We start from the raw sequence: 22,750 nt of genomic DNA, 5'->3' as shown, positions 1-22,750 counted from the left end.
GGTGAGGTACATGTTCAAGAAATCTTTTTGGTCGCTATTAGTTGTGCTCTCCATCGTTTTACTTGCAGCTTGCGGCAGCAATAGCAGTAACGGCAAGTCAGATAGTAAAGAGAAAACAAGGACCGTTGAAAGCGCTATCGGTTCAACTGACAATATTAAGGATAAACCAAAGCGTATTGTGACACTGTACCAAGGAGCAACCGATGCAGCAGTCGCTATGGGCATTAAACCAGTGGGTGTTGTAGAATCTTGGCTTGAAGCACCTACGTATAAATATTTAAGAGATGACTTAAAGGATGTTAAAATTGTTGGGCAGGAAACACAGCCAAACTTAGAGGAAATTGAAAAGCTCAAGCCTGATTTGATCATTGCATCGAAAATCCGCCATGAGCAAATTTTTGATCAGCTGCAAGAGATCGCTCCAACTGTTGCAACAGAAACAGTGTTCACCTTTAAAGATACAGTGAAGTTGATGGGTGAAGCGTTAAATCAGGAAGACAAATCAAAAGAATTGCTGACGAAGTGGGATGACCGCGTCGCTGACTTCAAAGAAAAAGCGAAAAAAGACATCAAAAACTGGCCAATGAGTGTGTCTGTGGTGAACTTCCGTGCAGACCATGCTAGAATCTATCAAACTGGTTTCGCAGGGTCGATTTTAACAGAGTTAGGCTTTAAAGGACCTAAGAATGTCAAAGATAAAAAGCAAGACATTATTACACTGACAGACAAAGAGAGCATTCCGCAAATGGATGCAGATGTGATCTATTACTTCATGGATGATCAAGATAAGGCGGTTGAGAAAGCATATAAAGAGTGGACGAGTCATCCTTTATGGAAGCAGCTTGACGCAGTGAAAGCGAAACAAGTGCATAAAGTAGATGAAATCACTTGGAACATGGGCGGCGGTATTATCGCTGCAAACATGATGCTTGATGATATTTACGATCGTCTAGGAATTGATAAATAAGTCATAACAGAGGAGAAAATGTGAACATACCATTTTCTCCTTTTTTCCATAACAGATTGAAAGCGGGAATCAGATGAGAAGTTTATTAAAAAAGGATTCAAGCAAGGCACTGCTTTTTGCTGGATTCATTGTGTTGATGTTGGTCTTTTTTTTGCTCAGTATTTCCCTTGGGCAAACCTCAATTTCCCTCAAAGCCACCATCCATGCTTTTCTTCAATTTGATGAATCGGATCCAAACAGTGTCATTGTCATGACATCCAGATTATCAAGAGCTTTAATCGCAACGGTCGTTGGATCTAGCCTGGCGATTTCAGGTGCACTCATGCAGGCATTGACGAGAAATCCGCTTGCGGCGCCTGATTTATTAGGAATTAATGCAGGTGGACTCTTTTTTATCGTGATTTCGATTGTTTTCTTTTCAACAGAGTCGTTAACAGGCTATATGTGGACAGCCTTTCTAGGCGCAGCGATTGCAGGGATGCTTGTTTTTCTATTGGGTTCCATTGGTAGAGATGGATTGACGCCAGTCAAAATTGTCCTTGCAGGAGCGGCGATATCTGCACTGTTTGCGTCTTTTACACAAGGTCTTTTAATCGTGAATGAACAGTCGATTCAAAGTATTTTGTTTTGGATGGCTGGTTCAGTGTCTGGAAGAAGCATTGATATGTTAATCCCTGTGTTACCTTATATTCTCGGTGCGACGATTGTGGCGCTGCTTCTAGGACGTTCTATTAATGTTCTTTTGTCAGGAGATGATATTGCCAAAGGACTTGGCCAGCGTACACTGCTGCTGAAAATCACGATGGGTGTACTCGTCGTCTTTTTAGCAGGTGGTTCGGTCGCTGTTGCCGGTTCAATTGGTTTTGTTGGTTTTCTTGTGCCGCATATTGTGAAAAAGCTTGTCGGACCTGACCACCGCTGGGTACTGCCGTATTGTGCCGTTGTGGGAGCGTCGCTTTTACTTGCCGCGGATCTGGCGGCTCGTTTTCTGATCATGCCGCAGGAAGTGCCGATTGGTGTCATGACGGCGGTAGCAGGAGCGCCTCTATTTGTTTATCTCGTGCGCAAGGGGTTGAAGACAGGTGGCTAAAACATATACAGTGCGTTCTAAAGGCGGGCGCATTTCATTTCAATTTTCAAAGCGGACGTTTTTGATTTTACTTTTATTGACGGCCATTGCCTTTGGTTTATTTATTCTCAGTCTCAGTATGGGAAGCCGGTTCATTCAGCCGGTGGATGTTCTGCTTCATTTAATCGGTCAGGGAGAGGGAAATTCCTTTGTGTTAAATACGCTGAGGATTCCACGAACGCTGCTGGCTGTCTTAGTCGGAGCCTCGCTTGCGGTATCAGGGCTTATTTTGCAAGGATTGATTCGCAACCCGCTGGCCTCACCTGACATTATTGGGATTACGAGTGGTGCTTCGTTTGGTGCGATTATGTTCATCGTCTTTTGGATGGGTACTGTGCCTATTGCTTATCAATCCTTATGGGCGATTGCAGGTGCTTTTGCGGTATCGTGCCTGATCTATTTGCTGTCATGGAAAAAAGGGGTCAAACCGATCACACTTGTCCTAATGGGAATAGGAATTTCTGCCATTATGAAGGCATGTGTGACGTTTACGCTTGTTCTTAGTGATACGATGACAACGACAAAGTCTTACATCTGGCTGACGGGGAGCTTGTATGGTTCTACGATGAAAGACGTTACTGCGATGCTTCCTTGGGTGATGATTATTTTACCGATTGTCATGGTGTTAGCAAGAACGATGAATGTAAAAGAACTTGGCGATGATCTTGCAACAGGTCTCGGGGTAAAAGTGCAGGCGAAACGATTATTCTTTCTCCTGATGAGTGTGACATTGGCTGGTGTTGCAGTCGCATTTGCAGGCGGCATTGAATTTGTTGGACTCATGGCGCCGCACGTTGCACGGATGATCATTGGACGTTCATTCATAGCGCTTGTCCCAGCATCTGCGCTTGTTGGAAGTATTCTCGTGATGCTGGCTGATCTTGTGGCTAGAACCGCATTTCTACCGTTAGACGTCCCAGCAGGTGTATTTACGGCAGCTATTGGTGCACCGTTCTTTATTTATTTGTTATATCAACAGCGCAATCGATAAACAGAAGATGGGGGTTTTGATATGAGGCCAGAGTGGGTTGAGAGAGAATTACTTGATTTCGGGGTACACATCACAAATGGACCAATGACATCTGATCGCACACTTGCTGCGCTTTTTTCAGAAGCAGCCGTCATACGTTTATTAGAAGCTGAAAAGGAAGCGATGCATGCACCCAATCTTGCGGTAGCAGCTTCTATGTTTTCAAAGCGGTATGCCTATTTAGCCGTCAGTTCCTCTCTATATTTGATGACGCTGTATGACGGTATCTATCAGTTTCCACCAGCAGCATGTGCATTTAGAGAGGATCGGAAAATTGAAGTGGATGAGGCGGCGTGTTCGTTTGTTCCACTAGAAGGAGATCGGCATGAGTGGAGAGAGAAGGTCGTACGTGCGCTGTTTACGGAGTGTGTCACGCCTCTTTTAGACGTACTGAACCGCTCATCAAAACTCTCTTCTCGTATTTTATGGGAAAATGTAGCCGTTCGAATCAACTCTCTTTATCGAAGCATGATGCGGGAAGCGGAAGAACCTGCGGTGAAGCAGCGCGTGCGGGAGGATTATCTGTACCTGAAGCAGGTGGCTGGTGAAGTATTTGGAGCTCAGCAAAATCCATTTCAGCACAGTTTAAACCTAGACGACAGCTTACTTGAAACATCCAACCGGAAAACCTGCTGTATGTATTATAAGCTTGAGAAAAAATCAGAGAGTCTTGATTATTGTCTTGTTTGTCCGATAAAAAAAAACACCTTATGCTAAAGGTGTTTTTTTATTAGTTTATATGGAAGGAACTAATATGAAAAAAATTATAATATTTATCATTTTTATTATTACAATAATCATTGGCTTGTTGTTCTTTATTCAACCACTTAAAAACCAAATTTCTTTTCTTACAGTAAAAAACACAAATCTTACTGAATTAAAGGTAGGACAATTGGAGTTGGGTTTAAAAAAGAGAAACTATAGTGAAAATGAGTGGATTAAAACTTCAAATTCAAATTATTTTAAAGTGAATAATAGAAAAGAAATAGTGGCAATCTCCTTAGAAAATAATCAAAGTTATATAAACAGTACAATAAATATTAATTCAACTGAAAAAAATATTTATGATTATTTTGGTGAAAATGCCTATCATAGAGTGGATGATCAGGGTTATAAAATTATAGGTTATAAGGATTCTAAGCATGATATCAAATTAGAGTTTTTCTACTTAGAAAGCAATTTAGAGAGAATAATTATTAGCAAGTTTGAGGGATTTTAAATATAGTGTCTTTATGTTTTTTTAAATTATATAGGATTAAACCCAAACTGTGGAAAGGGATTGTTAATTGATAAAGAAGCCGTTTTCACTGTAAATAGTCATTTTATTAAGAAAGGCACTGCTATGAGCAAGCAGTGCCTCTTTTTATTCCCAAATCCCACTTGCCCATTCAGGATGATCAATAAAAGGATTGCGGTTGTGCTGATACGTTTGATATATGATCTTATTGCGGTTCCGTTCGATTTGATCGACTGGGTCCTGCTTGTGCCATTTGAGAAGCACAGACATTTTGCCGTGAAGAGGCGAGCTTCCATTATTCACTTTGTCGTTTAATTCTAAATCTGGAAAGCGGTCATCACCTTCGTAGCGAACCGCCATATAAAAGAGCATTCTCGCAACATCTCCTTTGACCCGGCTGTGAGGTTCGAAGGAGTCGCTGTCGTAGAAATTGCCCGGCGCCCCTTTGTATTCATAACCGCCTGTATCAAAATCTAAATTTCCACGTGTGCTGTTCGTTTGCACATCTGTCGCACGAAGGTGGTGGAGATCTGTCCCAGGCCCCTGGCTTGTCCCAAAATTGCCATGAGACTTGGCCCAGACATGCTCTCTGTTCCACTGGCCGACATTCCCGCCATTCGCTTGCTTTGAGCGAGAGGCACCACTATAAAGCAGCAGCACATTGTTTGGGTTATTGGGGTCTTCATCTGTTTTCTTTAATGCATCCCAAACCTGGCTGTAGGATAGCTGCGTATGATCATCAATGATATCGTGTAAAGCTTTTTTAAGAGCGGGTCCTGATTTGCCAGCAGCAGATTGGTAATAGGAATCGATTTGACTTGTGGCGGCAGTTTGCGTTTGTTGTGCAGATGTTTCGTTTTGAAGCTGTAACGGGGAAAAGGTGATCGTTTGACTAGGTTCATTCAGATTGAAACCTTGAGCGTTTGCAGCTGAAGGCAGAGGGGCGGCGAATGTGCCGAATATCATGATTCCGGCGGCCACAGCTCCAAATAAAGTTTTTTTCATCCGATTTCCTCCTTGATAGGGAATGTATTCTCTTTATTTCTATCATATTGTCATGAAGAAATAAATGGATTTCTCGTAAATTTTATGTAATGAGTTCGTAGGAAAAGAGATTGCTATTTTAGGAGCATTCCTGTATAAGTGGGCTTATAAGGATGGACAGCAAGGGAGAGGATGGATAACGTGAAAGAACTGCAAACACCTTCGAGAACGATAATGACACCGGGGCCCGTAGAAGTAGACCCGAGAGTGCTCCGTGTGATGAGCACCCCTATTCTCGGTCAATTTGATCCAGCATTTACACACATAATGAACGAAACAATGACCTTATTGCGATCACTTTTTCAAACAGAAAACAAATGGGCTTATCCAATTGACGGTACGTCCCGTTCAGGGCTTGAAGCTGTGCTCGCCAGTGTGATTGAGCCGGGAGATTCAATGCTTGTGCCTGTCTTTGGCCGCTTCGGTCACCTGCTCATTGAAATAGGACAGCGCTACGGTGCTGAGGTACATACAATGGAATGTGAATGGGGGACGGTTTTTGATCCTGCCGACATCATCCAAGAAATAAAGCAGGTCAAGCCTAAAATCGTTGCCATGGTTCATGGTGAAACATCCACCGGACGATTGCAGCCGCTCAAGCAAATTGGTGAAGCATGCCGGGCTCTTGATGCGCTGTTCATTGTAGACGCTGTGGCGACCATTGGCGGTGTCGAGGTAAAAGTGGACGAATGGAAAATTGATGCGGCGATTGGCGGCACGCAGAAATGTTTATCTGTTCCATCAGGCATGTCACCTATTACATATAATGACCGAGTCGCAGCTGTCATTGAATCGAGGAAGAAAGTAGAAAAAGGGATTGCGACACAGGATGAATTACAAAAACAGATCGATATTTCTCCAATCAAAAGCAATTATTTTGATTTAAGCCAGCTTCAGGATTATTGGAGCCCAAGAAGATTAAATCATCATACAGAAGCGACAACGATGCTCTATGCACTGCGAGAAGGGGTTCGTCTTGTGCTGGAAGAAGGGCTGTCTGAACGTTTTCAAAGACACGCGTGTCATGAAAAAGCCTTGATGAAAGGTCTTGAAGCGATGGGGCTTGAATTGTTTGGTGATCCAGATTGTAAAATGCCGGTTGTGACCTGTGTTGTCATTCCAAGCGGTATTGACGGAGAAGCGGTCCGTGCCGACCTGCTCCATCATTTTGGAATTGAGATTGCAAGCTCCTTTGGACCGCTTGCCGGCCGTATATGGAGAATTGGGACAATGGGCTACAGCTGCCGAAAGGAAAATGTGTTGTTTGTGTTAGCGGGTCTGGAAGCGATCCTCATCAAACACGGTGCGTCTATCCATTGCGGAGCAGGGCTTCAGGCGGCTCTTTCTATCTATGAACAAGCTGAATAGATACATCATACTCGCCACTGGCGGGTATTTTTTTATTTGGAAAAGAACGCTAATTTTTGAAAAACTAGACTTATAGATAAGGTTATCGCTATACTGGAGAAGTTCTCATCCTTTTTGTCATCATTTTCATTTATTTTGCAGAAAGAGGTTTTTTGTATGAAGAAGATGGGCAGATTATACATTTTGATGCTCAATATTTTTATTGCCATGCTTGGCTTTGGCCTCATTGTACCTGTTATGCCGAGTTACATCGAAGCCTTTGGCGCAACAGGAAAAACACTCGGTTTTCTTGTCGCTGCAACAGGCCTCACACAATTCGCGTTATCGCCGATCGCCGGCGCACTGACCGATCGGTTTGGACGAAGGAAATTGATCATTGCCGGGATTGCCGGCTTTACGATTGCTCAGTTTATTTTTGCTTTTGCTGATCAGCTTTGGATGCTGTTTGTGTCTCGCTTTTTAGGCGGTGCTGCCGGGGCTTTGCTCATGCCGGCCATGTTTGCATACATCGCTGATATCACAAGTGAAAAGGACCGAGGGAAAGGAATGGGTCTATTCAGTGCAGCGATGACACTAGGTTTTGTCATTGGGCCGGGCGTAGGCGGCTATTTGGTTGAGTACGGGATCGCTTTTCCATTTCTCATTGCCGGTTCCTTTGCCGCCCTTTCTACTTTGTTATCCATCCTATTCTTACCTGAAACTTTAACAAAGGAAAAGCAGGAAGAGGCGCGGCTCAACAAGGACATTCATTTCAATCCTTTTGTACAAATGACCCAAGCTCTAAAGACATCGTACGGCTTTTTGTTTATATTGGCCTTTGTCCTCAATTTCGGGATCATTCACTTTGAATCGATTTTCGGCTTATATGTAGACCAAAAACACGGATTTTCACCGAAAGATATTGCCTTTGTGATTACGGTTGCGGGTCTCGCTGGAGTGCTTGTCCAAGGTGCGTTAGTGAATGCCTGTGTGAAACGATTTGGAGAGATGAGAGTCGTGCGTTATGCGCTGTTAGGTGCGGCTTTCATGCTGATCGCCTGCCGTTTTGCGCCGTCCTTTTGGTTGATCTTTACAGGTTCGATTTTATTTTTATCGGCTACGTCATTTGTCCGTCCAGCCCTCAATACATTGCTGTCCAAGATGGCAGGCAATCAGCAAGGGGTGGCAGGCGGTCTCAATACATCCTTTATGAGCCTTGCCAATATCGTCGGACCAAGTCTTGCGGGTATATTATTTGATGTGAATATTGAGTTTCCTTTTATGTTTGGAACACTGGTGCTTTGCGTCAGTTTCGCTGCATCCATCGTGTGGGGGAAAAAAGTGCAGCATACTCATGTAGCGCAAGGAAGATTGTAGTTGATCTACAATCTTTTTTTATTGAATGAAATACATTTAGAAAAATTCTAATTAGAAATAGTATATGTTTTATATTTTATCTAAATGAATAGTATAGTTTATCAATATTTACACCTTTTACTGAGATGAAATCCATAGATTTAGGTCTTTGAGATCAATAAAAACTTGTTAATAAAATACTAAAATATACATTTTGTGTAAAAAGTGATTGATTGGTTTTTTCCGCAATGGTAACATCAATCTCGACAGCATGAGGTAACTGAGATAATCAAGAGAAAAGGGGATAGAAAATGAAGAAGTTTATGTTTGCCATTATATTTTTTATCGTCACCATGTTTAGTACAGCAGTGCCATCAGCAGTTCATGCGGCAGAAATTGATCATGACAAGGTAGTTGGTTTTAGAGAAGTCAATCCAACAACTGTTACACAAAAAGCGGCGAAAAAATTTCAGCCTTATTTGAAAGTATGGCATGGATGTGTACCATTCCCAGCTGTAGATGCTGCTGGAAACACAAGCAGAGGGTTAAAAACGAGCGGTTCACATAATGGTGGATGCAGCAGTAATATCGGTCAAGTATATTCACGTTCAGATTGGTACAATGGCAGCTGGGCAATTATGTATGCTTGGTATTTCCCAAAAGATAATCCTTCACCGGGCTTTGGTCATCGTCATGACTGGGAATCCATTGTCGTTTGGATTGACAACCCAGCTGTAGCCAGCCCGCGTGTTCAATCGATTGCTTACTCAGGTCATGGGCAATATAAGAAAGCAGCACCGAGTGCCGCAAGTATTTTAGGAACAAATCCTTTGGTTGGTTATGATAGCAACTGGCCATTGAACCACGAGCTGGATGTAAGCGGCAATGTGAGCGGTAAAGGGATGCAGCCTTTAATTGGCTGGGATGATCTAACGCCGGCAGCAAGACATGCATTGAATACAACAGACTTTGGTAGTGCCAACGTACCATTCAAGGACAGTAACTTTAAAAACAATTTAGCAAAAGCTTGGTATCGTTAAGAGTTAACCATGATAAAAAACCGATCATCTAAAAAATGATCGGTTTTTTTATCAATAAAATCGCATCATCTCTCATATTTCACGACAGGTGATTTTTCTTTATGAAGCGCACGAATCATCGCATCATCTACGTGTAAATGCTCTTTCACTAATTGAGGCGGGGTTAAGGCCATCCACTGATTCAACGAAATATCTGCAAACCGGTCACTTTTAAAAATTTCTAAAAACCAAAGGCTCGTTTGGCCGATATTTTGGATGTAATGCCCCATACCAAAAGGAACATATCCAACATCACCTGCTCTGTAATTAAAGGTGCGGGCAGTACCTCCTGCTCCAAAGACCGTCATTTTGGCCGTGCCGGTTAAATAGTATTGCCACTCATCATTATTAGGGTGCCAGTGCATTTCTCTCATGCCGCCAGGTTTTACTTCGACAAGTGCAGCCGCAATCGTTTTTGAAATCGGGAAATTCTGTGAGTCGACAATTCGGACGGTTCCGCCTGAGGTCGTTAGCGGCTTTTGACGAAGAAGCTGGTGCGTAAATGGCGGCTTAATGCTCCCGTATGGATCAGATACCATTTGGCTTTCTAAAGATGCCGGCGGTGAGCCTTGAAACATATAGCGCTGCTTATTCGGAATACGGTCAAACAATTTCTTAGGAACACCAAAATTGGCGGATAGAATCTCTTTTGGTGTATGGGCAAACCAGTCTGTGATCGTGAATGTATCAAATTCAGAAAAATCGCCATCATCAAATACAAGAAGGAACTCACATCCATCCTCAAGTCCTTGGATGGAGTGCGGGATACCAGGTGGAAAATACCACAAATCGCCTTCTTCTATATCAGCGATCATATTTCGCCCTTCTGCATCTACAGATGTGATGCGGGCTTTGCCTAAAATCATATACGCCCATTCCGCCTGTTTATGCCAATGAAGCTCACGAATACCTCCGCGTGTGAGCCGCATGTTGACACCTGCAATCGTTGTTGAAACAGGCAGCTCCCGCTTCGTAATTTCCCTCGACCAGCCGCCGTGATTCAAATGCATGTGTGTATCAGAAAATGAAAATTTTAAATTAGGAATTGTTCCGGCATCGGTTTTAGGGGGAACGAGCATATCTGGGTTCTCTATATCTCGAAGGACATCACGCGGGCCTAAGTCGGTGGCACCCGCGCCATCCTTTCGAATGGGCTGCGGGATGTGACGGAGCTCATCATCCATTTGTCATCCCTCCTCGAGACTCATTTTTCTCTTCCAAACTATATGAAGCTTCGGAAGAAAAAATTCAATCAGGATGGGATGTGAGAAACCTTTGAATACGGAAGGCTAAGCGCAGCCGCAATGTTGCGTCAGGATCTTTTAAGCTGATTCGAAGCAATTCTTCACACTTCTCAAGGCGATAAATGACTGTGTTGCGATGAATCGACAATCGTTTGGCTGTTTCTGAAATGTGGCAATGGGTTTCTAAATAGACAGATAAGGTGTGAAGAAGGCTTTGGTCTGCTTGTGATGGTTCAGATAACGGGTGTAGGTGCAGCTGGTGAAAAGTGATCATATCCTTTATTGGAATGAGCTTTAGTAAATCTGGTACATCCTTCGCCTGATAAAATTGAATATATTCAGTCCGCGATGAGAGATGTCCGGTTTGAAGAGCCTCTAATGCTTCATTGTAGCCCTCAGACAGATGGGGGATTAGGCAGGCGGTCAAACTCACCCCAAATGAGATGGTGTGATTCACTTGCAGTTTAACAAGCTTCTGCAATTGTTTTAAAAAAGAGCTGAGACTGCCGCTAACCTCAGGCAAACTGCCATTCTCCTCCATCAATACAACACCCATATCACCTTTGACAAACAGAAAGGCAGGAAATGGGCAACTTGGAAGTGCACTTTCGAGCAGATCAATCACTTGATCTAAAACCATTTGCTGCTTCATAAAACATGTGGTATCACTGCGCTGGTCAAGCTGACAGATCATACATAGATAGCGACATTCGGCGCTTAATCCAAACGATTGAGCGAAATGTAAATGATCTTGCTGGGAAAACGATGCCCTCTCTATCCATCTGCGAAAACCCTCATTTCTAGCTCGCTTGGCCATTTGCAGGGCGGCATATTGTCTCATACGAGCAATCGATATTTCGTTCACTGCTTTTACAATCATCCCATGCAATGCTTTATTCTGCGGGTGAATGAAAGAAAGGATAACCAGGTAATCACATGTTTGTTCGTTTAAATCAATCGGAAAGATGGAAAAGGTTTGTTTAGCATGTATCATCGAAAAAGAATGAGTTGTCCTGCTTCGAAAAAAGGGGAGAATGTGCATCCATTCTGGGCTCGTCATCATGGAGTGCGAGGTATACAGTATACGTCCATACTGGTTAAACAAATAGACAGGCTTGTGAATATTTCTGGCGATTTTTTGTAATATGTCAAACTGGTTATCGTCTATGTTCATATCCACTCAATCTCCTTTATTGGTGAAGATGAATAAAAAAATGGACAATTGCTGTCAACATCTCTGATATGCATTTTATGTTATCAGCTAAAATCATTTTAGATAGAAAGTTGTTAATTAATATGACAAACAAACAGAGCGTCAGGACAAAATCACGTGTCGCCAGTCATCTTCATTCAGAATTACGAGCAAATATGATATGTTGTAGACAGAAGAATTTCTTTCAGAAATATGGGGATCACAAGGAACAAAGGCTTTGATGTGAGGAAGCCGTTTATACATGAGAGTGGCAAGAGGTGAGAAACATGATTTATATCGGATTAACTGGCTGGGGAGATCATGACAGTCTTTATCCGCCGAAAATTGGCAGCACGCAAAAGCTGTTTCACTACGCATCAACGTTTCCCATTGTGGAACTAGATGCCAGCTTTTATGCGGTTCAGCCTGAGCGTAATCATGAAAAGTGGATAAAGGATACTCCGGATGACTTTCAATTTGTTGTGAAAGCATACCAAGGAATGACTGGACATCAAAGGGGCGAGATTCCGTTTGCTTCGAAGGAGGACATGTTTGATGCATTTATTCTTTCGCTGACTCCGCTCATTCGTGAAGGGAAACTCGCCATGGTGCTCTTTCAATTTCCACCTTGGTTTGATTGCAAAAAAGAGCACGTTCACTATTTAAGATGGTGTAAGGAGAAGATGGGTGATATTCCTTGTGCTCTCGAATTCCGAAACTGTACATGGTTTTCAGAGGAATTTTATGAGCAGACTTTGTCCTTTATGGAAAAGGAAGGATGGATTCATTCTGTCTGTGATGAACCGCAAGTCGGAGAAGGCTCCATTCCGCCAGTCATACAAGCTACACACCGTGATAAAACATTGGTCCGATTTCACGGGAGGAATAAACAGGGCTGGCTTCACCCGGCAGACCATGAGAATTGGCGTGAAGTGAGATACTTATATTTATATAATGAAGCTGAATTAAAAGAGTGGAAAAAGAATCTCGACATCTTGCATCAGCAATCGAAAGATGTCTATGTCGTGTTTAATAATAACTCCGGTGGAGATGCAGCGGCAAATGGCCAGCAGATGATTGATTTGCTGGATATCACGTATTCAAGCCTGTCTCCGAAGCAGTTAGATTTATTTAGTTAACCGAGAGCTGACTGAAGCTTTCAACCTGAATGAGACGGTCAGTGACAACTTGAGGGAGAGATCAACATGCTGCAGAAGCTATGGTTATATCATACAAACGACTTGCACAGCCATTTTGAGAACTGGCCAAAAATTGCAGCTTATATTGAAGAAAAGCGTCAAGTTCACGATCAGATGCTCTTGTTTGATATTGGCGACCATATGGATCGAGTGAACCTCGTATCCGAAGCTGATTATGGAAAGGTAAATGTCAAGCTCCTCAATCAGCTTGGCTATGATGGAGTCACGATCGGGAATAATGAAGGCATTACGCTGCCTCATGATCAGCTGGATCACCTATATGAGAATGCACAATTTCCTGTGGTCCTGTCTAATCTATTTGAGAAAGGCAAAAGGCCATCATGGGCAAAGCCCTATCATATGATTACAATGGAAAACGGACTGAGAATATGTCTCTTAGGCGTGACTATTGCGTATACACCTGTTTATGAAAAGCTGGGCTGGAACATTACTGATCCATTTGACAGCATACGGGACATGCTGCAGGAAGTGAAGGGGCAGGCAGATGTCATTGTGCTCTTATCCCATCTCGGTATTATCCATGATCGAGAGGTCGCTCGTGATTTCCCTGAAATCGACGTCATCCTAGGATCACACACGCATCATCTGTTAGAACAGGGCGAAATGGACAATGGGGTGCTTCTTGCATGCGCTGAAAAGTATGGGCATTATATTGGCTGCGTCGAGCTGACAATCGATACAGCGCGCAAAGAGCTGATAGAGAAAAAGGCGACAGTGCAGTCGGTGGATCAGCTCAGCAGTGAATCAAACGAAGCTATCACCACCTTACAGCAGGCAGAAAGAAGAGCCAAAGCACTCATGCAGGAAAAAGTCACAACGATTGAATCGAAGCTAGAAACGAAGTGGTTCGATGAATCTCCGCTTCCGCAGCTCTTAACAGATGCTATTAAAGATTGGTGCGGAGCGGATATTGGCATGATGAATGCAGGTATGGTGCTTGAGTCATTAGAGGCAGGAATTGTCACAAGAGAAGAAATCCACCGGATATGTCCGCATCCCATTAATCCCATTCGGGTGACGCTTACCGGTCAACAGCTCATCGAAACGGTTCAGCGGGGCTGTGAAGAAAAAATGGAACAGCTGCGCATTAAAGGCTTCGGCTTTAGAGGTGAGCTGATGGGGAAAATGCTATATAGCGGCCTCAGCTATACATTAGAAGAAGGCGAGGCCAAACGGGTGAAGGATGTCTTTGTACATGGTCAATTGATCAAAAACGACGCCTCCTATTCAGTTGGCACAGTCGATATGTATACATTAGGGTCTCTTTTTCCTCATATCCGTGATCACGAACACATTGAATATTTTATGCCTGAATTTTTACGTGATGTTCTGACATGGCGCTTGAAGGAAGCAACATGAAATCCGCTTCAGCCTAACAACATGCGCCCTCTTTTCACATAGATTGTGATGAGAGGAGTGAAGGGATTTGGTGAATTTAACACCTATTACAATTGATGGCCATTCCTTTACAGCGGTCACCGTCAAACTGCCGAAGACAAATTTCATGGCAGTAACAAATGAACACGGGTATATCATGTGCGGTGCACTTGATGTCGGGCTCTTGAATGAAAAGCTTGCAGATAGAGGAATTATTGCAGGAAGAGCAGTTGGGGTAAGAACCATTGAGCAATTGCTCGATGCTCCTTTAGAATCTGTGACATACGCCGCAGAAGCACTGGGTATCTCTGCTGGAACAATTGGAAGAGATGCATTATTAAAAATGGTGAAATAAAATAGAGAGATGATTCCTATCCCCCCGCCTGTCTGCATACACATGTAATGGAGAAGGGGGGATTTTTTATTGAGAATGAACCGCCGTTATCGCCCCTACAAAAAGGGCCCTTTGCCATTTCGTTACGTCATGCTGCTTGCCATCGTGTTCTTTGTGCTCTCAACCGTGATTAGTTTATTTTTTATCAACCGATCAATTAAACCAACCCTTATTCACATTGCTGAACTAGAAACAGAGCGCATCGCCAATCACCTCATACAATATTCAGTACAAGACTTTGCAGACGATCAGGAGAATATGAAGGATATGGTGGTCATGAATACAAGTGAGAACGGAAAAGTGACGACCATCGATTTTAATGCGCAAGCAACATCGAAAGCCATGGCTGACCTATCACGTCATCTTCAGAAAAATTTAGAGGACATTGAAAAGGGGAACTTTCAAAAAGAGGCAAAAGAAGCGTTAAAGGATCAAACAGATGGACATGACGGCATTATATATAACATTCCGCTCGGGCAAGCATCCGGAAATGCACTCATCGCCAACCTTGGCCCCAAAGTGCCTGTACGGTTTAGTGTGATTGGTGATCCGCATACGGACGTTGAGAAAAACATTAAGCCTTATGGCATCAACAATGCCTTGATTGATATTAGTGTTCTGATCGAGGTTAAGGTAAGAGTCATTATCCCATTTGCTTCTGAAACAATCGTAGTTAAAAACTCTGTTCCTGTCTCCATAAAAGCCGTTCAAGGAGACGTACCAGATTATTATAATGGCAGCGGAACAAATTCAGGTGCTCCACCAATTGTTCTCCCAGAGAAAAAGGAGAAAAAGGAATAACAGCCCAACAATGATTGGGCTGTTTTTTTACGATTTTCGTTTCCGTTCAGCTCTTTCCCACGCCCTCAAATGAGGGTATGGGTCAAATGACCATTCCGTTCTACCGTTGTCTTTGTACATGCCATAGTGAAGATGCGGCGGAAATTTTCCTGCGGTGCCTGGAGGGCCGTAACCGGAGCTTCCGACAGATCCAATCACCTGACCTGGTTCAACTATTTGACCTGTCTTAAGTCCTTTCGTAAAGCCATTTAAGTGAGCGAAGTAATGATAATGATTATGAATATCTCGAATGCCTATCCGCCAGCCGCCAAAGCGGTTCCATCCTTTCATTTCAATCACGCCATACGATGTCGCACGAACGGGAAGTCCATAATGGGCAAATAAATCGGTTCCCTCATGAATTCTTCTTCCTCCAAATCCTCTCGCATCTCCCCATGTACTTCGGTAGCTGTAGTCAGCTCCAACTGGTAGAGGAAAAGCATGCTTTCCAAGATCAAGATGGCCGTAGTGCTTATATAGCTTCATAAAAGATGAAATGATTCCAACGGTTTGATCACGTCCATAATAGTCCCATAAGCCAATTTTTAATTGATCAATGCTGCTGCCGTAGTGAAGCAAGTATTGAGCAAACGTGAATAATACATCCTCATCGTCATCACTGTCCGCTTTGCCATCCCCATTCCCATCAAGCCCAATTCCGTCAAACACTTTAATGCTTAAAGGAGAGGTATCCTGTTTATTCGGGTTTTCTGGTCCAATCCACATTTCCCGGGGAATGTAGATGCCAATGACGCCTTTTTGTTTCGGTAAATCTCTTCTGCTTTTTCGAATATTGTGTTCATACTGATCAACTGCAGCAAGTACATACCATGGAACCTGTGTTGTGATGGAGACTTTTTCATATAGGGCCATTCTTTGCTTCAATTCATTTGACTGTTTGCCGGTCCTTTCTGCATGAACAGGTAAAGGGAGCATTGAAAGAGCAATCATAATGGCTAAAACCACTTTCACAAACGTCCATCTCCTTTCATCGAGCATCGTCTTCTACCGTTTAGTGTGGTTAGATCACTCTATTTCATAAGAAGAAAATGTTAGTAATTTTCTTCTGTTTTTTTAGGAGGCTTTTGGGTATTTTTGCAGCTCATTCCCTTGTTGTTCAATCTGTACTATGTTAAAGTGTCTAAAGAAAAGGCTTTAGGCCGAAGATTCAATTTTTTGCAGCTTCTTGGCTGCATCCATCGTATATAGCAGGAAGATTTTTGTAGATGCACCTTTAACGAATTCATATGGAGATGATGGAATTGGCAAAGAAGGAAGAGCACGTAAGAAAACCGGACTGGCTTAAAATTAAGCTGAATACGAATGAAAACTATACCGGTTTGAAGAAAATGATGCGGGAAAACAACCTGCATACCGTTTGTGAGGAAGCAAAATGTCCGAATATTCATGAATGCTGGGCAGTGAGAAGAACCGCTACATTTATGATCCTTGGGTCTGTTTGTACGCGCGCATGCCGTTTCTGTGCGGTGAAAACTGGACTTCCAACTGAGCTTGACCTGCAAGAGCCAGAACGCGTGGCAGATTCAGTAGCCTTAATGAACTTAAAGCATGCTGTCATAACAGCGGTTGCAAGGGATGATCAAAAGGATGGCGGAGCAGGTGTGTTCGCTGAAACCGTTCGTGCGATTAGAAGAAAAAGCCCATTCACGACAATTGAAGTTCTCCCTTCAGACATGGGCGGTAATTATGATAACTTGAAGACGTTAATGGACACTCGTCCTGACATTTTAAATCACAACATTGAAACAGTTCGCAGATTAACGCCAAGAGTTCGTGCGCGTGCTACATATGATCGTTCATTAGAATTCTTGCGTCGTGCAAAAGAAATGCAGCCCGACATTCCAACAAAATCAAGCATTATGATTGGACTCGGTGAAACGAAGGAAGAAATCATTGAAGTCATGGATGATCTTCTTGCCAATAACGTGGACATTATGGCGATTGGGCAGTACTTACAACCTTCGAAAAAGCATTTGAAAGTTCAAAAATACTATCATCCGGATGAGTTTGCAGAGCTGAAGGAAATTGCGATGTCAAAAGGCTTTAGCCACTGTGAAGCTGGGCCGCTTGTGCGCTCTTCCTACCATGCAGATGAACAAGTAAACGAAGCGTCTAAAAAGCGTCAGGCGCAAGCATAACAAAGAAAACGCCAGAGCTCTCTGGCGTTTTTTCTCATATTAATTTTGGCCATAAGGGGCGTTTCTTCTCATCGTACGGTCGGAATTCGTCATCCCATTTGCATCTTCTTTCGTTGAAATATCTCCACCTTGAGGGGAGTACTTCATTTGCTGAATTGTTTTGGTTAAAATCTGGTCAAAATCACGTGAATTGGTTTGAAGACGTGAAAAATTGGCAATGGATTGAAAGTGCTCTGGATTATCAGAGACGTATACATGATAATAACGAGGGAGAACAGAAACCGCCGTTTTCTTTACTTGATCGGCAGATTCATCACGGTTTTTGTTTCCTGTTCGATACACGATGAGTGCATCCTCATCTGTCACAAGTGTCGCAGCATCTTTGATGTTTGGCAGCTGCACCGTTAAACTTGTAATCACGTGGGCAAGATGCTCACGATTTAAAGCAGGGGTTCTTTCTTTCTGATCCGTTACTTGCTGGCGCTGATAACGAACATATCCTGCTCTGTTTGTGTCTGCTTCTGGCATGTTGGAATTATTTCCTTCATGACGATCCGACAGACGGATGGTTTTACTTGAAGAATCTTCATCCACTTGCCGGTTCATACCTGATTGAAAGCCGCACCCGCCTAAAAGCATGCTGAGGAGAATCGCGGCTGTCAGTTGTTTCTTCATAAATGTGACCTCCTTTTTCCTTTAGCTTCGGCTAAATCGGAAAAAACATGCTTTAGCAATTGATGGAGTTCTTCCAATGAATTATCATTAAAGATGGATCGTTTAAAAAGAGGTGAGAAGATGATCGTCATTCAGAATGCTACCTTTGATCTTGTAAGAGATATCAAAGACGGCTTTAATGAAGAAGCGTTTAAAGCAAGGTACTCAGATATTTTAAATAAGTATGATTATATTGTGGGGGACTGGGGCTATAATCAGCTCAGGCTGAAAGGGTTCTTTGATGACCAAAACCAAAAGGCCACATTTGATACTAAAATCAGCACACTCGATGAATACATTTATGAATACTGTAATTTTGGCTGTGCCTATTTTGTCTTAAAACGAATCAGAAAATAACGCAAAGGGGAGCGTCATAATGTATTTCGTAGACAGAAAAAAGATTGAAGAGACATTACGTTTTTTCGAGGAGCAATATGAGTTGATGCAAAGTCATCAAACATGGACAAGCCCTTTAGAAAAAAAAGCGCTGGAACGAATTGTTCATTTGCTCGTCGAATGTATTCTTGATACTGGAAATGACATGATTGATGGCTTTATTATGCGTGACCCAGGAAGCTATGATGACATCATGGATATCCTTGTTGATGAAAAGGTCGTACCAGAAGGTGAAGGCAGTCAGCTGAAAAAGCTTGTCTCATCCCGCAAAACACTTGTGCAGCAATATCAGGAAGTGGATCATCATGACTTATTGCAGGTCATCAGTGAAGTAGAGCAAGCGCTAGAGGTCTTTCCAAGCCGCATCCGTACCTACTTGGAGCAGGAGCTTGGCCCAGTATCAGCGTTTAAATAAACCATTGGAGTTGTGAGCATCATGAAATACAAAGGCTATTTAATTGATTTAGACGGGACAATGTATAAAGGAACAGAAAAGATCGAAGAAGCAGGTCAATTTGTTCAGAAGTTAAATGAGTTGAACATCCCTTACTTGTTTGTCACGAATAACTCATCACGCACGCCAAAGCAGGTAGCGGAAAAACTCGTTTCCTTCGATATTCCAGCCACAGAAGAACAAGTTTTCACAACAAGTATGGCGACGGCCAATTATATTGCTGAGCAAAAGAAAGATGCGTCAGTTTACGTGATCGGTGAAGAAGGAATCAAGCAGGCCATTGAAGAAAAAGGGCTGACGTTTGGTCAGGAAGACGCAGATTTTGTTGTTGTTGGAATTGACCGTGGCATTACATATGAAAAATTAGCAGTAGGTGCGATTGCCATCCGTCAAGGCGCACAATTTGTTTCAACAAATGGAGATATTGCCATCCCAACAGAAAGAGGGCTTTTGCCAGGGAATGGCTCGTTAACATCTGTACTGACTGTGACGACAACAGTTCAGCCGACATTTATCGGAAAGCCAGAATCCATTATTATGGAACAAGCGATGCGTGTGCTTGGAACAGATGTGTCTGAGACGCTCATGGTGGGTGATAACTATGATACGGATATTATGGCAGGAATGAATGCAGGCATGGACACATTACTCGTCCATACAGGTGTGACAACAAAAGAGCTGCTTCAGCAGTATGAAAAGCAGCCAACCTATGTCATTGATTCATTATCCGAGTGGATTGTGCGATTATCATAAAAAAAGAGGACAAGCGTTACGCGCGCGTCCTCTTTTTCTTTATTCCGCATTTTTCGCACTATGTGCCAGCCTGCTTGATGCGGCAGCAGCAATAGCGCCGACGATGTCATCTAAAAAGGTGTGGCATTCGCCTGTGGATTTATCGTTGAGTTTTCCGAGAATTCCCGGTTTTTCTTTATCGATATATCCGTAATTCGTAAAGCCGATCGAACCATAAATATTGACGATAGCAAAGGATAAAATTTCATCAACGCCATACAGGCTTTCGTCCGTTTCAAGTATTGATTGAAGCGGCTCAGTCAGCTTCTTTTGCTCGGCGAGTACGTCTAGTTCGACGCCCGTTAAAATCGCATTTTGGACTTCACGTTTTGCGATGACACGCTCCACATTGTGGATGCACTCTGTCATGTCTAAGCCAGGATGATATTTTTCCTGTAAAAAGTAGACAAGGTCTGCTATATCTTGAATGGTTACGCCTCGTTCTTGTAAACGGCGTCTTGCTGTTTTTTCTACTTCGTTCATCTCATGATGATGCGGCATGTATTCCTCACCCAATCCTCTTAATTTGTCCACAACGTGTAAAAAGCTTCGGATAGTAAATAGTATTCATAAATCCCGTAACCTGCGACTACGATATGATAAGAGATTGATCATAGGAACGCAGGTGAAAACATGAAAGAAACCATTTATCACACATTTGGTATTGATGTTCGTCAGTTTATGCCATACGGCAGTTATCAGAGCTTTCAAACGGCGGAGGCTCTCTTTCTTATTGTTCCTGTGTCTCATTTGCGAGAAGAAGAACTCGCAGAGATGTATCATATCAGTCAGTATTTACTGAATGCTGGAGACCCATACGTTGCTGTGTTTGAATTAACAAATGAAGAGAAGCCCACCTTTACTCATGGGAAGGAGCAGTACGCTTTATTAAAAGCAGCGCCTCCGATCTCAAGCCGCTCGTTTCAGCAAGCGTCAGAGCTGGCGGCCTTTCATGTCAGGGGAAGAGGCTTTCCATATGAAGTATCCGAAACAAAACGTGTCGGTGCCTGGAAGGAATTGTGGGCAAAACGATTAGATCAGCTTGAAGGCTTTTGGATGCAGCAAATGCATCAAAAACCGCTGGAACGGTTTGAACAAAAATTCATTGAATCGTTTCCGTATTATCTTGGATTAACGGAGAATGCCATTCAATATTTAGTCGATACTGAGCTTGATGATGAACCGAAAGAAAGTGACTCAGGCACTGTCTGTCACCAGCGCTTTTCACGTATGACATGGCCGCATGAGCAGCCGATTCGTATACCTGTGGATTGGGTCTTTGATCATCCAACCCGTGATATTGCAGAATATTTAAGAGAAACCTTTGTCCAGCATAAGGAAGATTTAGTGGAAGAAGGCTTTTCCTTTCTTCAGCAATATGAACAGGTGACACCTCTTTCCTCCTTTTCAAAGCGTTTGTTATACAGCCGTCTGCTGTTCCCGCTTCATTATTTTGAAATTGTGGAAGGCTACTACATGTCGGGAGAAAATGAAAAAGCATATTATGAAGAGCGGTTAGATTACGTTTTAAATGATGCCAATCGCTATGAATACTTTCTAAAGGTTTTTCAAGAAATGAGCGCCATGCGAAGCGGTGGGAGCCCCATTCCGGCTATTGGCTGGATTCAGCCTGCAGCTGATTTGAAGTTTCAGTGAACAGACGAAACGTCTCTTTTCTCTTGAGGCGTTTTTCGTTATGCTTAAAGAAATCGATTAAAGGAGTGTTCTTCTTGACGAAACCTTATGTCTATATCACAAGAAAGCTTGATGAAGCATCACTTACACCATTAAAAGAAGTCGCTCATGTTGAGATGTGGCCGAGCGAGGATGAGCCGTGTCCAAGAGAAGAGCTAGAAACACAAGCAGCTAAAGCGGATGCGCTTCTCACCATGCTGTCAGATCAAATAGATGAGCCCCTCTTATCAAAGGCTCCGAATATCAAGGTGGTCGCAAACCTTGCTGTTGGCTATGACAATATTGATGTTGAAGCAGCCAAAAAGCGCGGAATCACTGTATGTCATACACCAGATGTCTTAACAGAATCGACGGCTGATTTAGCCTTTGCCCTTCTGATGGCGTCAGCTAGACGCATTGTCGAGGCGAGTGATTGGATTAAGGATGGAAATTGGACAGGCTGGGGGCCGCTTCTTCTTGCTGGTGCTGATGTTCATCACAAAACGCTCGGGATTGTCGGAATGGGCAGCATTGGAACAGCACTTGCCAAGCGGGCCAAAGGCTTTAATATGAATGTCCTTTATCATAATCGTTCCAGAAAACCCGTGGCAGAAGCGCAGCTTGGTGTGACATATGCGGATTTTGAGGAACTGCTCAAACAGTCTGATTTCATCGTCTGTCTGACGCCGTTAACCCCGGAAACGAAAGACATGTTTAATGAACAAGCATTTGATCTGATGAAGAACTCTGCTTATTTCATTAACGTATCAAGAGGACAGACAGTGGATGAGGATGCTTTATACGAGGCTGTCACGACAGGAAAAATTGCCGGCGCAGGTCTAGATGTATTTAGACAAGAGCCTGTCAGTCCATCTCATCCATTAACGACATTACCTAACGTCACGGTCCTCCCTCATATTGGAAGTGCTAGTGTCGAAACGAGAAAAACGATGATGCGTTTATGTGCAGAGAATATTGCGCTTGTCTTACAAGACGAGCCAGCCAAAACGCCGGTTCGTTCATAATATAAAGCTTCCCGGTGTTCGGGAGCTTTTCTGACAAAAATATTTTGAAAATATAGAATCTTGATATAAATAGCTGTTAA

At 43.0% G+C, this 22,750-nt stretch carries 24 protein-coding genes; 18 read left to right on the top strand and 6 right to left on the bottom strand.

All coding sequences use genetic code 11. The features are described 5' to 3' along the window. The first annotated feature begins 10 nt into the window (after positions 1–10). The 5 genes from QSJ46_RS00900 to QSJ46_RS00880 all read left to right on the top strand — a co-directional run bounded on the left by QSJ46_RS00900 (position 11) and on the right by QSJ46_RS00880 (position 4,345). Positions 11–967, top strand: a complete 957-nt coding sequence (locus tag QSJ46_RS00900) for an ABC transporter substrate-binding protein (RefSeq protein ID WP_047202443.1) — start codon at positions 11–13, stop codon at positions 965–967. A gap of 73 nt (positions 968–1,040) precedes the next feature. Beyond that, positions 1,041–2,057, top strand: coding sequence for a FecCD family ABC transporter permease (locus QSJ46_RS00895; protein WP_047202444.1), 1,017 nt, complete (start codon positions 1,041–1,043; stop codon positions 2,055–2,057). Next, positions 2,050–3,087 carry a FecCD family ABC transporter permease gene (locus tag QSJ46_RS00890; RefSeq protein WP_039181233.1) on the top strand — a complete coding sequence of 346 codons (1,038 nt, stop codon included), beginning with the start codon at positions 2,050–2,052 and terminating at the stop codon, positions 3,085–3,087. The genes QSJ46_RS00895 and QSJ46_RS00890 overlap by 8 nt, the downstream gene beginning before the upstream one ends. Before the next feature lie 21 nt (positions 3,088–3,108). Then, positions 3,109–3,843, top strand: a complete 735-nt coding sequence (locus QSJ46_RS00885) for an IucA/IucC family C-terminal-domain containing protein (RefSeq protein WP_285604148.1) — start codon at positions 3,109–3,111, stop codon at positions 3,841–3,843. A gap of 37 nt (positions 3,844–3,880) precedes the next feature. Then, positions 3,881–4,345: a hypothetical protein gene (locus QSJ46_RS00880; protein ID WP_047202446.1), complete on the top strand. Its 465-nt coding sequence runs from the start codon at positions 3,881–3,883 to the stop codon at positions 4,343–4,345. A gap of 144 nt (positions 4,346–4,489) precedes the next feature. On the opposite strand, the gene QSJ46_RS00875 is transcribed toward QSJ46_RS00880, so the two are convergent. Then, positions 4,490–5,368 carry an endonuclease I family protein gene (locus QSJ46_RS00875; protein ID WP_285604147.1) on the bottom strand — a complete coding sequence of 293 codons (879 nt, stop codon included), beginning with the start codon at positions 5,366–5,368 and terminating at the stop codon, positions 4,490–4,492. 171 nt (positions 5,369–5,539) lie between these two features. On the opposite strand from QSJ46_RS00875, the gene QSJ46_RS00870 reads away from it, so the two are divergent. The 3 genes from QSJ46_RS00870 to QSJ46_RS00860 all read left to right on the top strand — a co-directional run bounded on the left by QSJ46_RS00870 (position 5,540) and on the right by QSJ46_RS00860 (position 9,150). Then, entirely contained in the window at positions 5,540–6,775 is a 1,236-nt protein-coding gene (locus tag QSJ46_RS00870; protein ID WP_107163098.1) for a pyridoxal-phosphate-dependent aminotransferase family protein, read from the top strand. A 156-nt stretch (positions 6,776–6,931) separates the two neighbouring features. After that, a complete protein-coding gene (locus tag QSJ46_RS00865; protein ID WP_107163099.1) occupies positions 6,932–8,131 on the top strand; it encodes an MFS transporter in 1,200 nt (399 codons plus the stop codon). A gap of 290 nt (positions 8,132–8,421) precedes the next feature. Continuing rightward, positions 8,422–9,150 (top strand): NPP1 family protein, encoded by a 729-nt coding sequence (locus tag QSJ46_RS00860; RefSeq protein WP_039181218.1) that lies wholly within the window; start codon positions 8,422–8,424, stop codon positions 9,148–9,150. A 65-nt stretch (positions 9,151–9,215) separates the two neighbouring features. On the opposite strand, the gene QSJ46_RS00855 is transcribed toward QSJ46_RS00860, so the two are convergent. Together QSJ46_RS00855 and QSJ46_RS00850 are read right to left on the bottom strand one after the other, a co-directional pair. Then, positions 9,216–10,373, bottom strand: coding sequence for an oxalate decarboxylase family bicupin (locus QSJ46_RS00855; RefSeq protein ID WP_047202450.1), 1,158 nt, complete (start codon positions 10,371–10,373; stop codon positions 9,216–9,218). 64 nt (positions 10,374–10,437) lie between these two features. Further along, positions 10,438–11,607 (bottom strand): PucR family transcriptional regulator, encoded by a 1,170-nt coding sequence (locus QSJ46_RS00850; protein WP_224929434.1) that lies wholly within the window; start codon positions 11,605–11,607, stop codon positions 10,438–10,440. A 305-nt stretch (positions 11,608–11,912) separates the two neighbouring features. Here QSJ46_RS00850 and QSJ46_RS00845 point away from each other — a divergent pair, with 305 nt between their 5' ends. The 4 genes from QSJ46_RS00845 (at position 11,913) to yunB (ending at position 15,417) form a co-directional block, all read left to right on the top strand. After that, positions 11,913–12,764: a DUF72 domain-containing protein gene (locus QSJ46_RS00845; protein ID WP_285604146.1), complete on the top strand. Its 852-nt coding sequence runs from the start codon at positions 11,913–11,915 to the stop codon at positions 12,762–12,764. Between the two features lie 66 nt (positions 12,765–12,830). Continuing rightward, positions 12,831–14,204 (top strand): bifunctional metallophosphatase/5'-nucleotidase, encoded by a 1,374-nt coding sequence (locus tag QSJ46_RS00840; RefSeq protein WP_047202453.1) that lies wholly within the window; start codon positions 12,831–12,833, stop codon positions 14,202–14,204. A 67-nt stretch (positions 14,205–14,271) separates the two neighbouring features. Beyond that, positions 14,272–14,577, top strand: coding sequence for a YunC family protein (locus QSJ46_RS00835; RefSeq protein ID WP_024425980.1), 306 nt, complete (start codon positions 14,272–14,274; stop codon positions 14,575–14,577). Between the two features lie 69 nt (positions 14,578–14,646). Then, on the top strand, positions 14,647–15,417 hold the full coding sequence (gene yunB, locus QSJ46_RS00830; RefSeq protein ID WP_285604145.1) for a sporulation protein YunB: 771 nt from the start codon (positions 14,647–14,649) through the stop codon (positions 15,415–15,417). 27 nt (positions 15,418–15,444) lie between these two features. On the opposite strand, the gene QSJ46_RS00825 is transcribed toward yunB, so the two are convergent. Further along, positions 15,445–16,392, bottom strand: a complete 948-nt coding sequence (locus QSJ46_RS00825) for a M23 family metallopeptidase (RefSeq protein ID WP_483298724.1) — start codon at positions 16,390–16,392, stop codon at positions 15,445–15,447. Between the two features lie 326 nt (positions 16,393–16,718). Here QSJ46_RS00825 and lipA point away from each other — a divergent pair, with 326 nt between their 5' ends. After that, complete coding sequence (gene lipA, locus QSJ46_RS00820; protein ID WP_008360456.1) at positions 16,719–17,615, top strand: lipoyl synthase; 897 nt, start codon at positions 16,719–16,721, stop codon at positions 17,613–17,615. A 39-nt stretch (positions 17,616–17,654) separates the two neighbouring features. On the opposite strand, the gene QSJ46_RS00815 is transcribed toward lipA, so the two are convergent. Then, on the bottom strand, positions 17,655–18,290 hold the full coding sequence (locus QSJ46_RS00815; protein ID WP_034659879.1) for a YhcN/YlaJ family sporulation lipoprotein: 636 nt from the start codon (positions 18,288–18,290) through the stop codon (positions 17,655–17,657). A 120-nt stretch (positions 18,291–18,410) separates the two neighbouring features. Between QSJ46_RS00815 and QSJ46_RS00810 the strand changes: the two genes are divergently transcribed. Genes QSJ46_RS00810 through QSJ46_RS00800 form a run of 3 tightly spaced genes read left to right on the top strand, consistent with a single transcriptional unit; the run spans position 18,411 to position 19,932 of the window. Next, positions 18,411–18,686, top strand: coding sequence for a YutD family protein (locus tag QSJ46_RS00810; protein ID WP_039181199.1), 276 nt, complete (start codon positions 18,411–18,413; stop codon positions 18,684–18,686). A 19-nt stretch (positions 18,687–18,705) separates the two neighbouring features. After that, a complete protein-coding gene (locus QSJ46_RS00805; RefSeq protein WP_039181197.1) occupies positions 18,706–19,140 on the top strand; it encodes a DUF86 domain-containing protein in 435 nt (144 codons plus the stop codon). Positions 19,141–19,158: 18 nt separating this feature from the next. After that, positions 19,159–19,932 carry a TIGR01457 family HAD-type hydrolase gene (locus QSJ46_RS00800; protein WP_107163175.1) on the top strand — a complete coding sequence of 258 codons (774 nt, stop codon included), beginning with the start codon at positions 19,159–19,161 and terminating at the stop codon, positions 19,930–19,932. 39 nt (positions 19,933–19,971) lie between these two features. Here the strand turns inward: QSJ46_RS00800 and QSJ46_RS00795 are convergent, their stop codons facing one another. Next, complete coding sequence (locus QSJ46_RS00795; RefSeq protein ID WP_047202457.1) at positions 19,972–20,472, bottom strand: phosphatidylglycerophosphatase A family protein; 501 nt, start codon at positions 20,470–20,472, stop codon at positions 19,972–19,974. Between the two features lie 132 nt (positions 20,473–20,604). Between QSJ46_RS00795 and yutH the strand changes: the two genes are divergently transcribed. Beyond that, positions 20,605–21,627: a spore coat putative kinase YutH gene (gene yutH, locus QSJ46_RS00790; protein ID WP_212039727.1), complete on the top strand. Its 1,023-nt coding sequence runs from the start codon at positions 20,605–20,607 to the stop codon at positions 21,625–21,627. A 74-nt stretch (positions 21,628–21,701) separates the two neighbouring features. Then, on the top strand, positions 21,702–22,670 hold the full coding sequence (locus QSJ46_RS00785; protein ID WP_285604143.1) for a 2-hydroxyacid dehydrogenase: 969 nt from the start codon (positions 21,702–21,704) through the stop codon (positions 22,668–22,670). Positions 22,671–22,750 lie beyond the last annotated feature (80 nt).

The sequence above is a fragment of the Bacillus sp. YKCMOAS1 genome, assembly GCF_030268125.1.
Classification (GTDB): Bacteria; Bacillota; Bacilli; order Bacillales; family Bacillaceae; genus Bacillus; species Bacillus safensis.
This window is presented reverse-complemented; position numbering and strand designations above follow the sequence as displayed.

Excerpts from the sequence above, each read along its gene's own strand:
- QSJ46_RS00845 (WP_285604146.1), top strand. The coding sequence starts at position 11,913 with ATGATTTATATCGGATTAACTGGCTGGGGAGATCATGACAGTCTTTAT.
- QSJ46_RS00870 (WP_107163098.1), top strand. The coding sequence starts at position 5,540 with ATGGATAACGTGAAAGAACTGCAAACACCTTCGAGAACGATAATGACA.
- QSJ46_RS00900 (WP_047202443.1), top strand. The coding sequence starts at position 11 with ATGTTCAAGAAATCTTTTTGGTCGCTATTAGTTGTGCTCTCCATCGTT.
- QSJ46_RS00860 (WP_039181218.1), top strand. The coding sequence starts at position 8,422 with ATGAAGAAGTTTATGTTTGCCATTATATTTTTTATCGTCACCATGTTT.
- QSJ46_RS00815 (WP_034659879.1), bottom strand. The coding sequence starts at position 18,290 with ATGAAGAAACAACTGACAGCCGCGATTCTCCTCAGCATGCTTTTAGGC.
- QSJ46_RS00865 (WP_107163099.1), top strand. The coding sequence starts at position 6,932 with ATGAAGAAGATGGGCAGATTATACATTTTGATGCTCAATATTTTTATT.
- QSJ46_RS00810 (WP_039181199.1), top strand. The coding sequence starts at position 18,411 with ATGATCGTCATTCAGAATGCTACCTTTGATCTTGTAAGAGATATCAAA.
- QSJ46_RS00855 (WP_047202450.1), bottom strand. The coding sequence starts at position 10,373 with ATGGATGATGAGCTCCGTCACATCCCGCAGCCCATTCGAAAGGATGGC.
- QSJ46_RS00880 (WP_047202446.1), top strand. The coding sequence starts at position 3,881 with ATGAAAAAAATTATAATATTTATCATTTTTATTATTACAATAATCATT.
- QSJ46_RS00795 (WP_047202457.1), bottom strand. The coding sequence starts at position 20,472 with ATGCCGCATCATCATGAGATGAACGAAGTAGAAAAAACAGCAAGACGC.
- QSJ46_RS00825 (WP_483298724.1), bottom strand. The coding sequence starts at position 16,392 with ATGCTCCCTTTACCTGTTCATGCAGAAAGGACCGGCAAACAGTCAAAT.
- QSJ46_RS00875 (WP_285604147.1), bottom strand. The coding sequence starts at position 5,368 with ATGAAAAAAACTTTATTTGGAGCTGTGGCCGCCGGAATCATGATATTC.
- QSJ46_RS00895 (WP_047202444.1), top strand. The coding sequence starts at position 1,041 with ATGAGAAGTTTATTAAAAAAGGATTCAAGCAAGGCACTGCTTTTTGCT.
- QSJ46_RS00840 (WP_047202453.1), top strand. The coding sequence starts at position 12,831 with ATGCTGCAGAAGCTATGGTTATATCATACAAACGACTTGCACAGCCAT.
- QSJ46_RS00885 (WP_285604148.1), top strand. The coding sequence starts at position 3,109 with ATGAGGCCAGAGTGGGTTGAGAGAGAATTACTTGATTTCGGGGTACAC.
- yutH (WP_212039727.1), top strand. The coding sequence starts at position 20,605 with ATGAAAGAAACCATTTATCACACATTTGGTATTGATGTTCGTCAGTTT.
- QSJ46_RS00850 (WP_224929434.1), bottom strand. The coding sequence starts at position 11,607 with ATGAACATAGACGATAACCAGTTTGACATATTACAAAAAATCGCCAGA.
- QSJ46_RS00805 (WP_039181197.1), top strand. The coding sequence starts at position 18,706 with ATGTATTTCGTAGACAGAAAAAAGATTGAAGAGACATTACGTTTTTTC.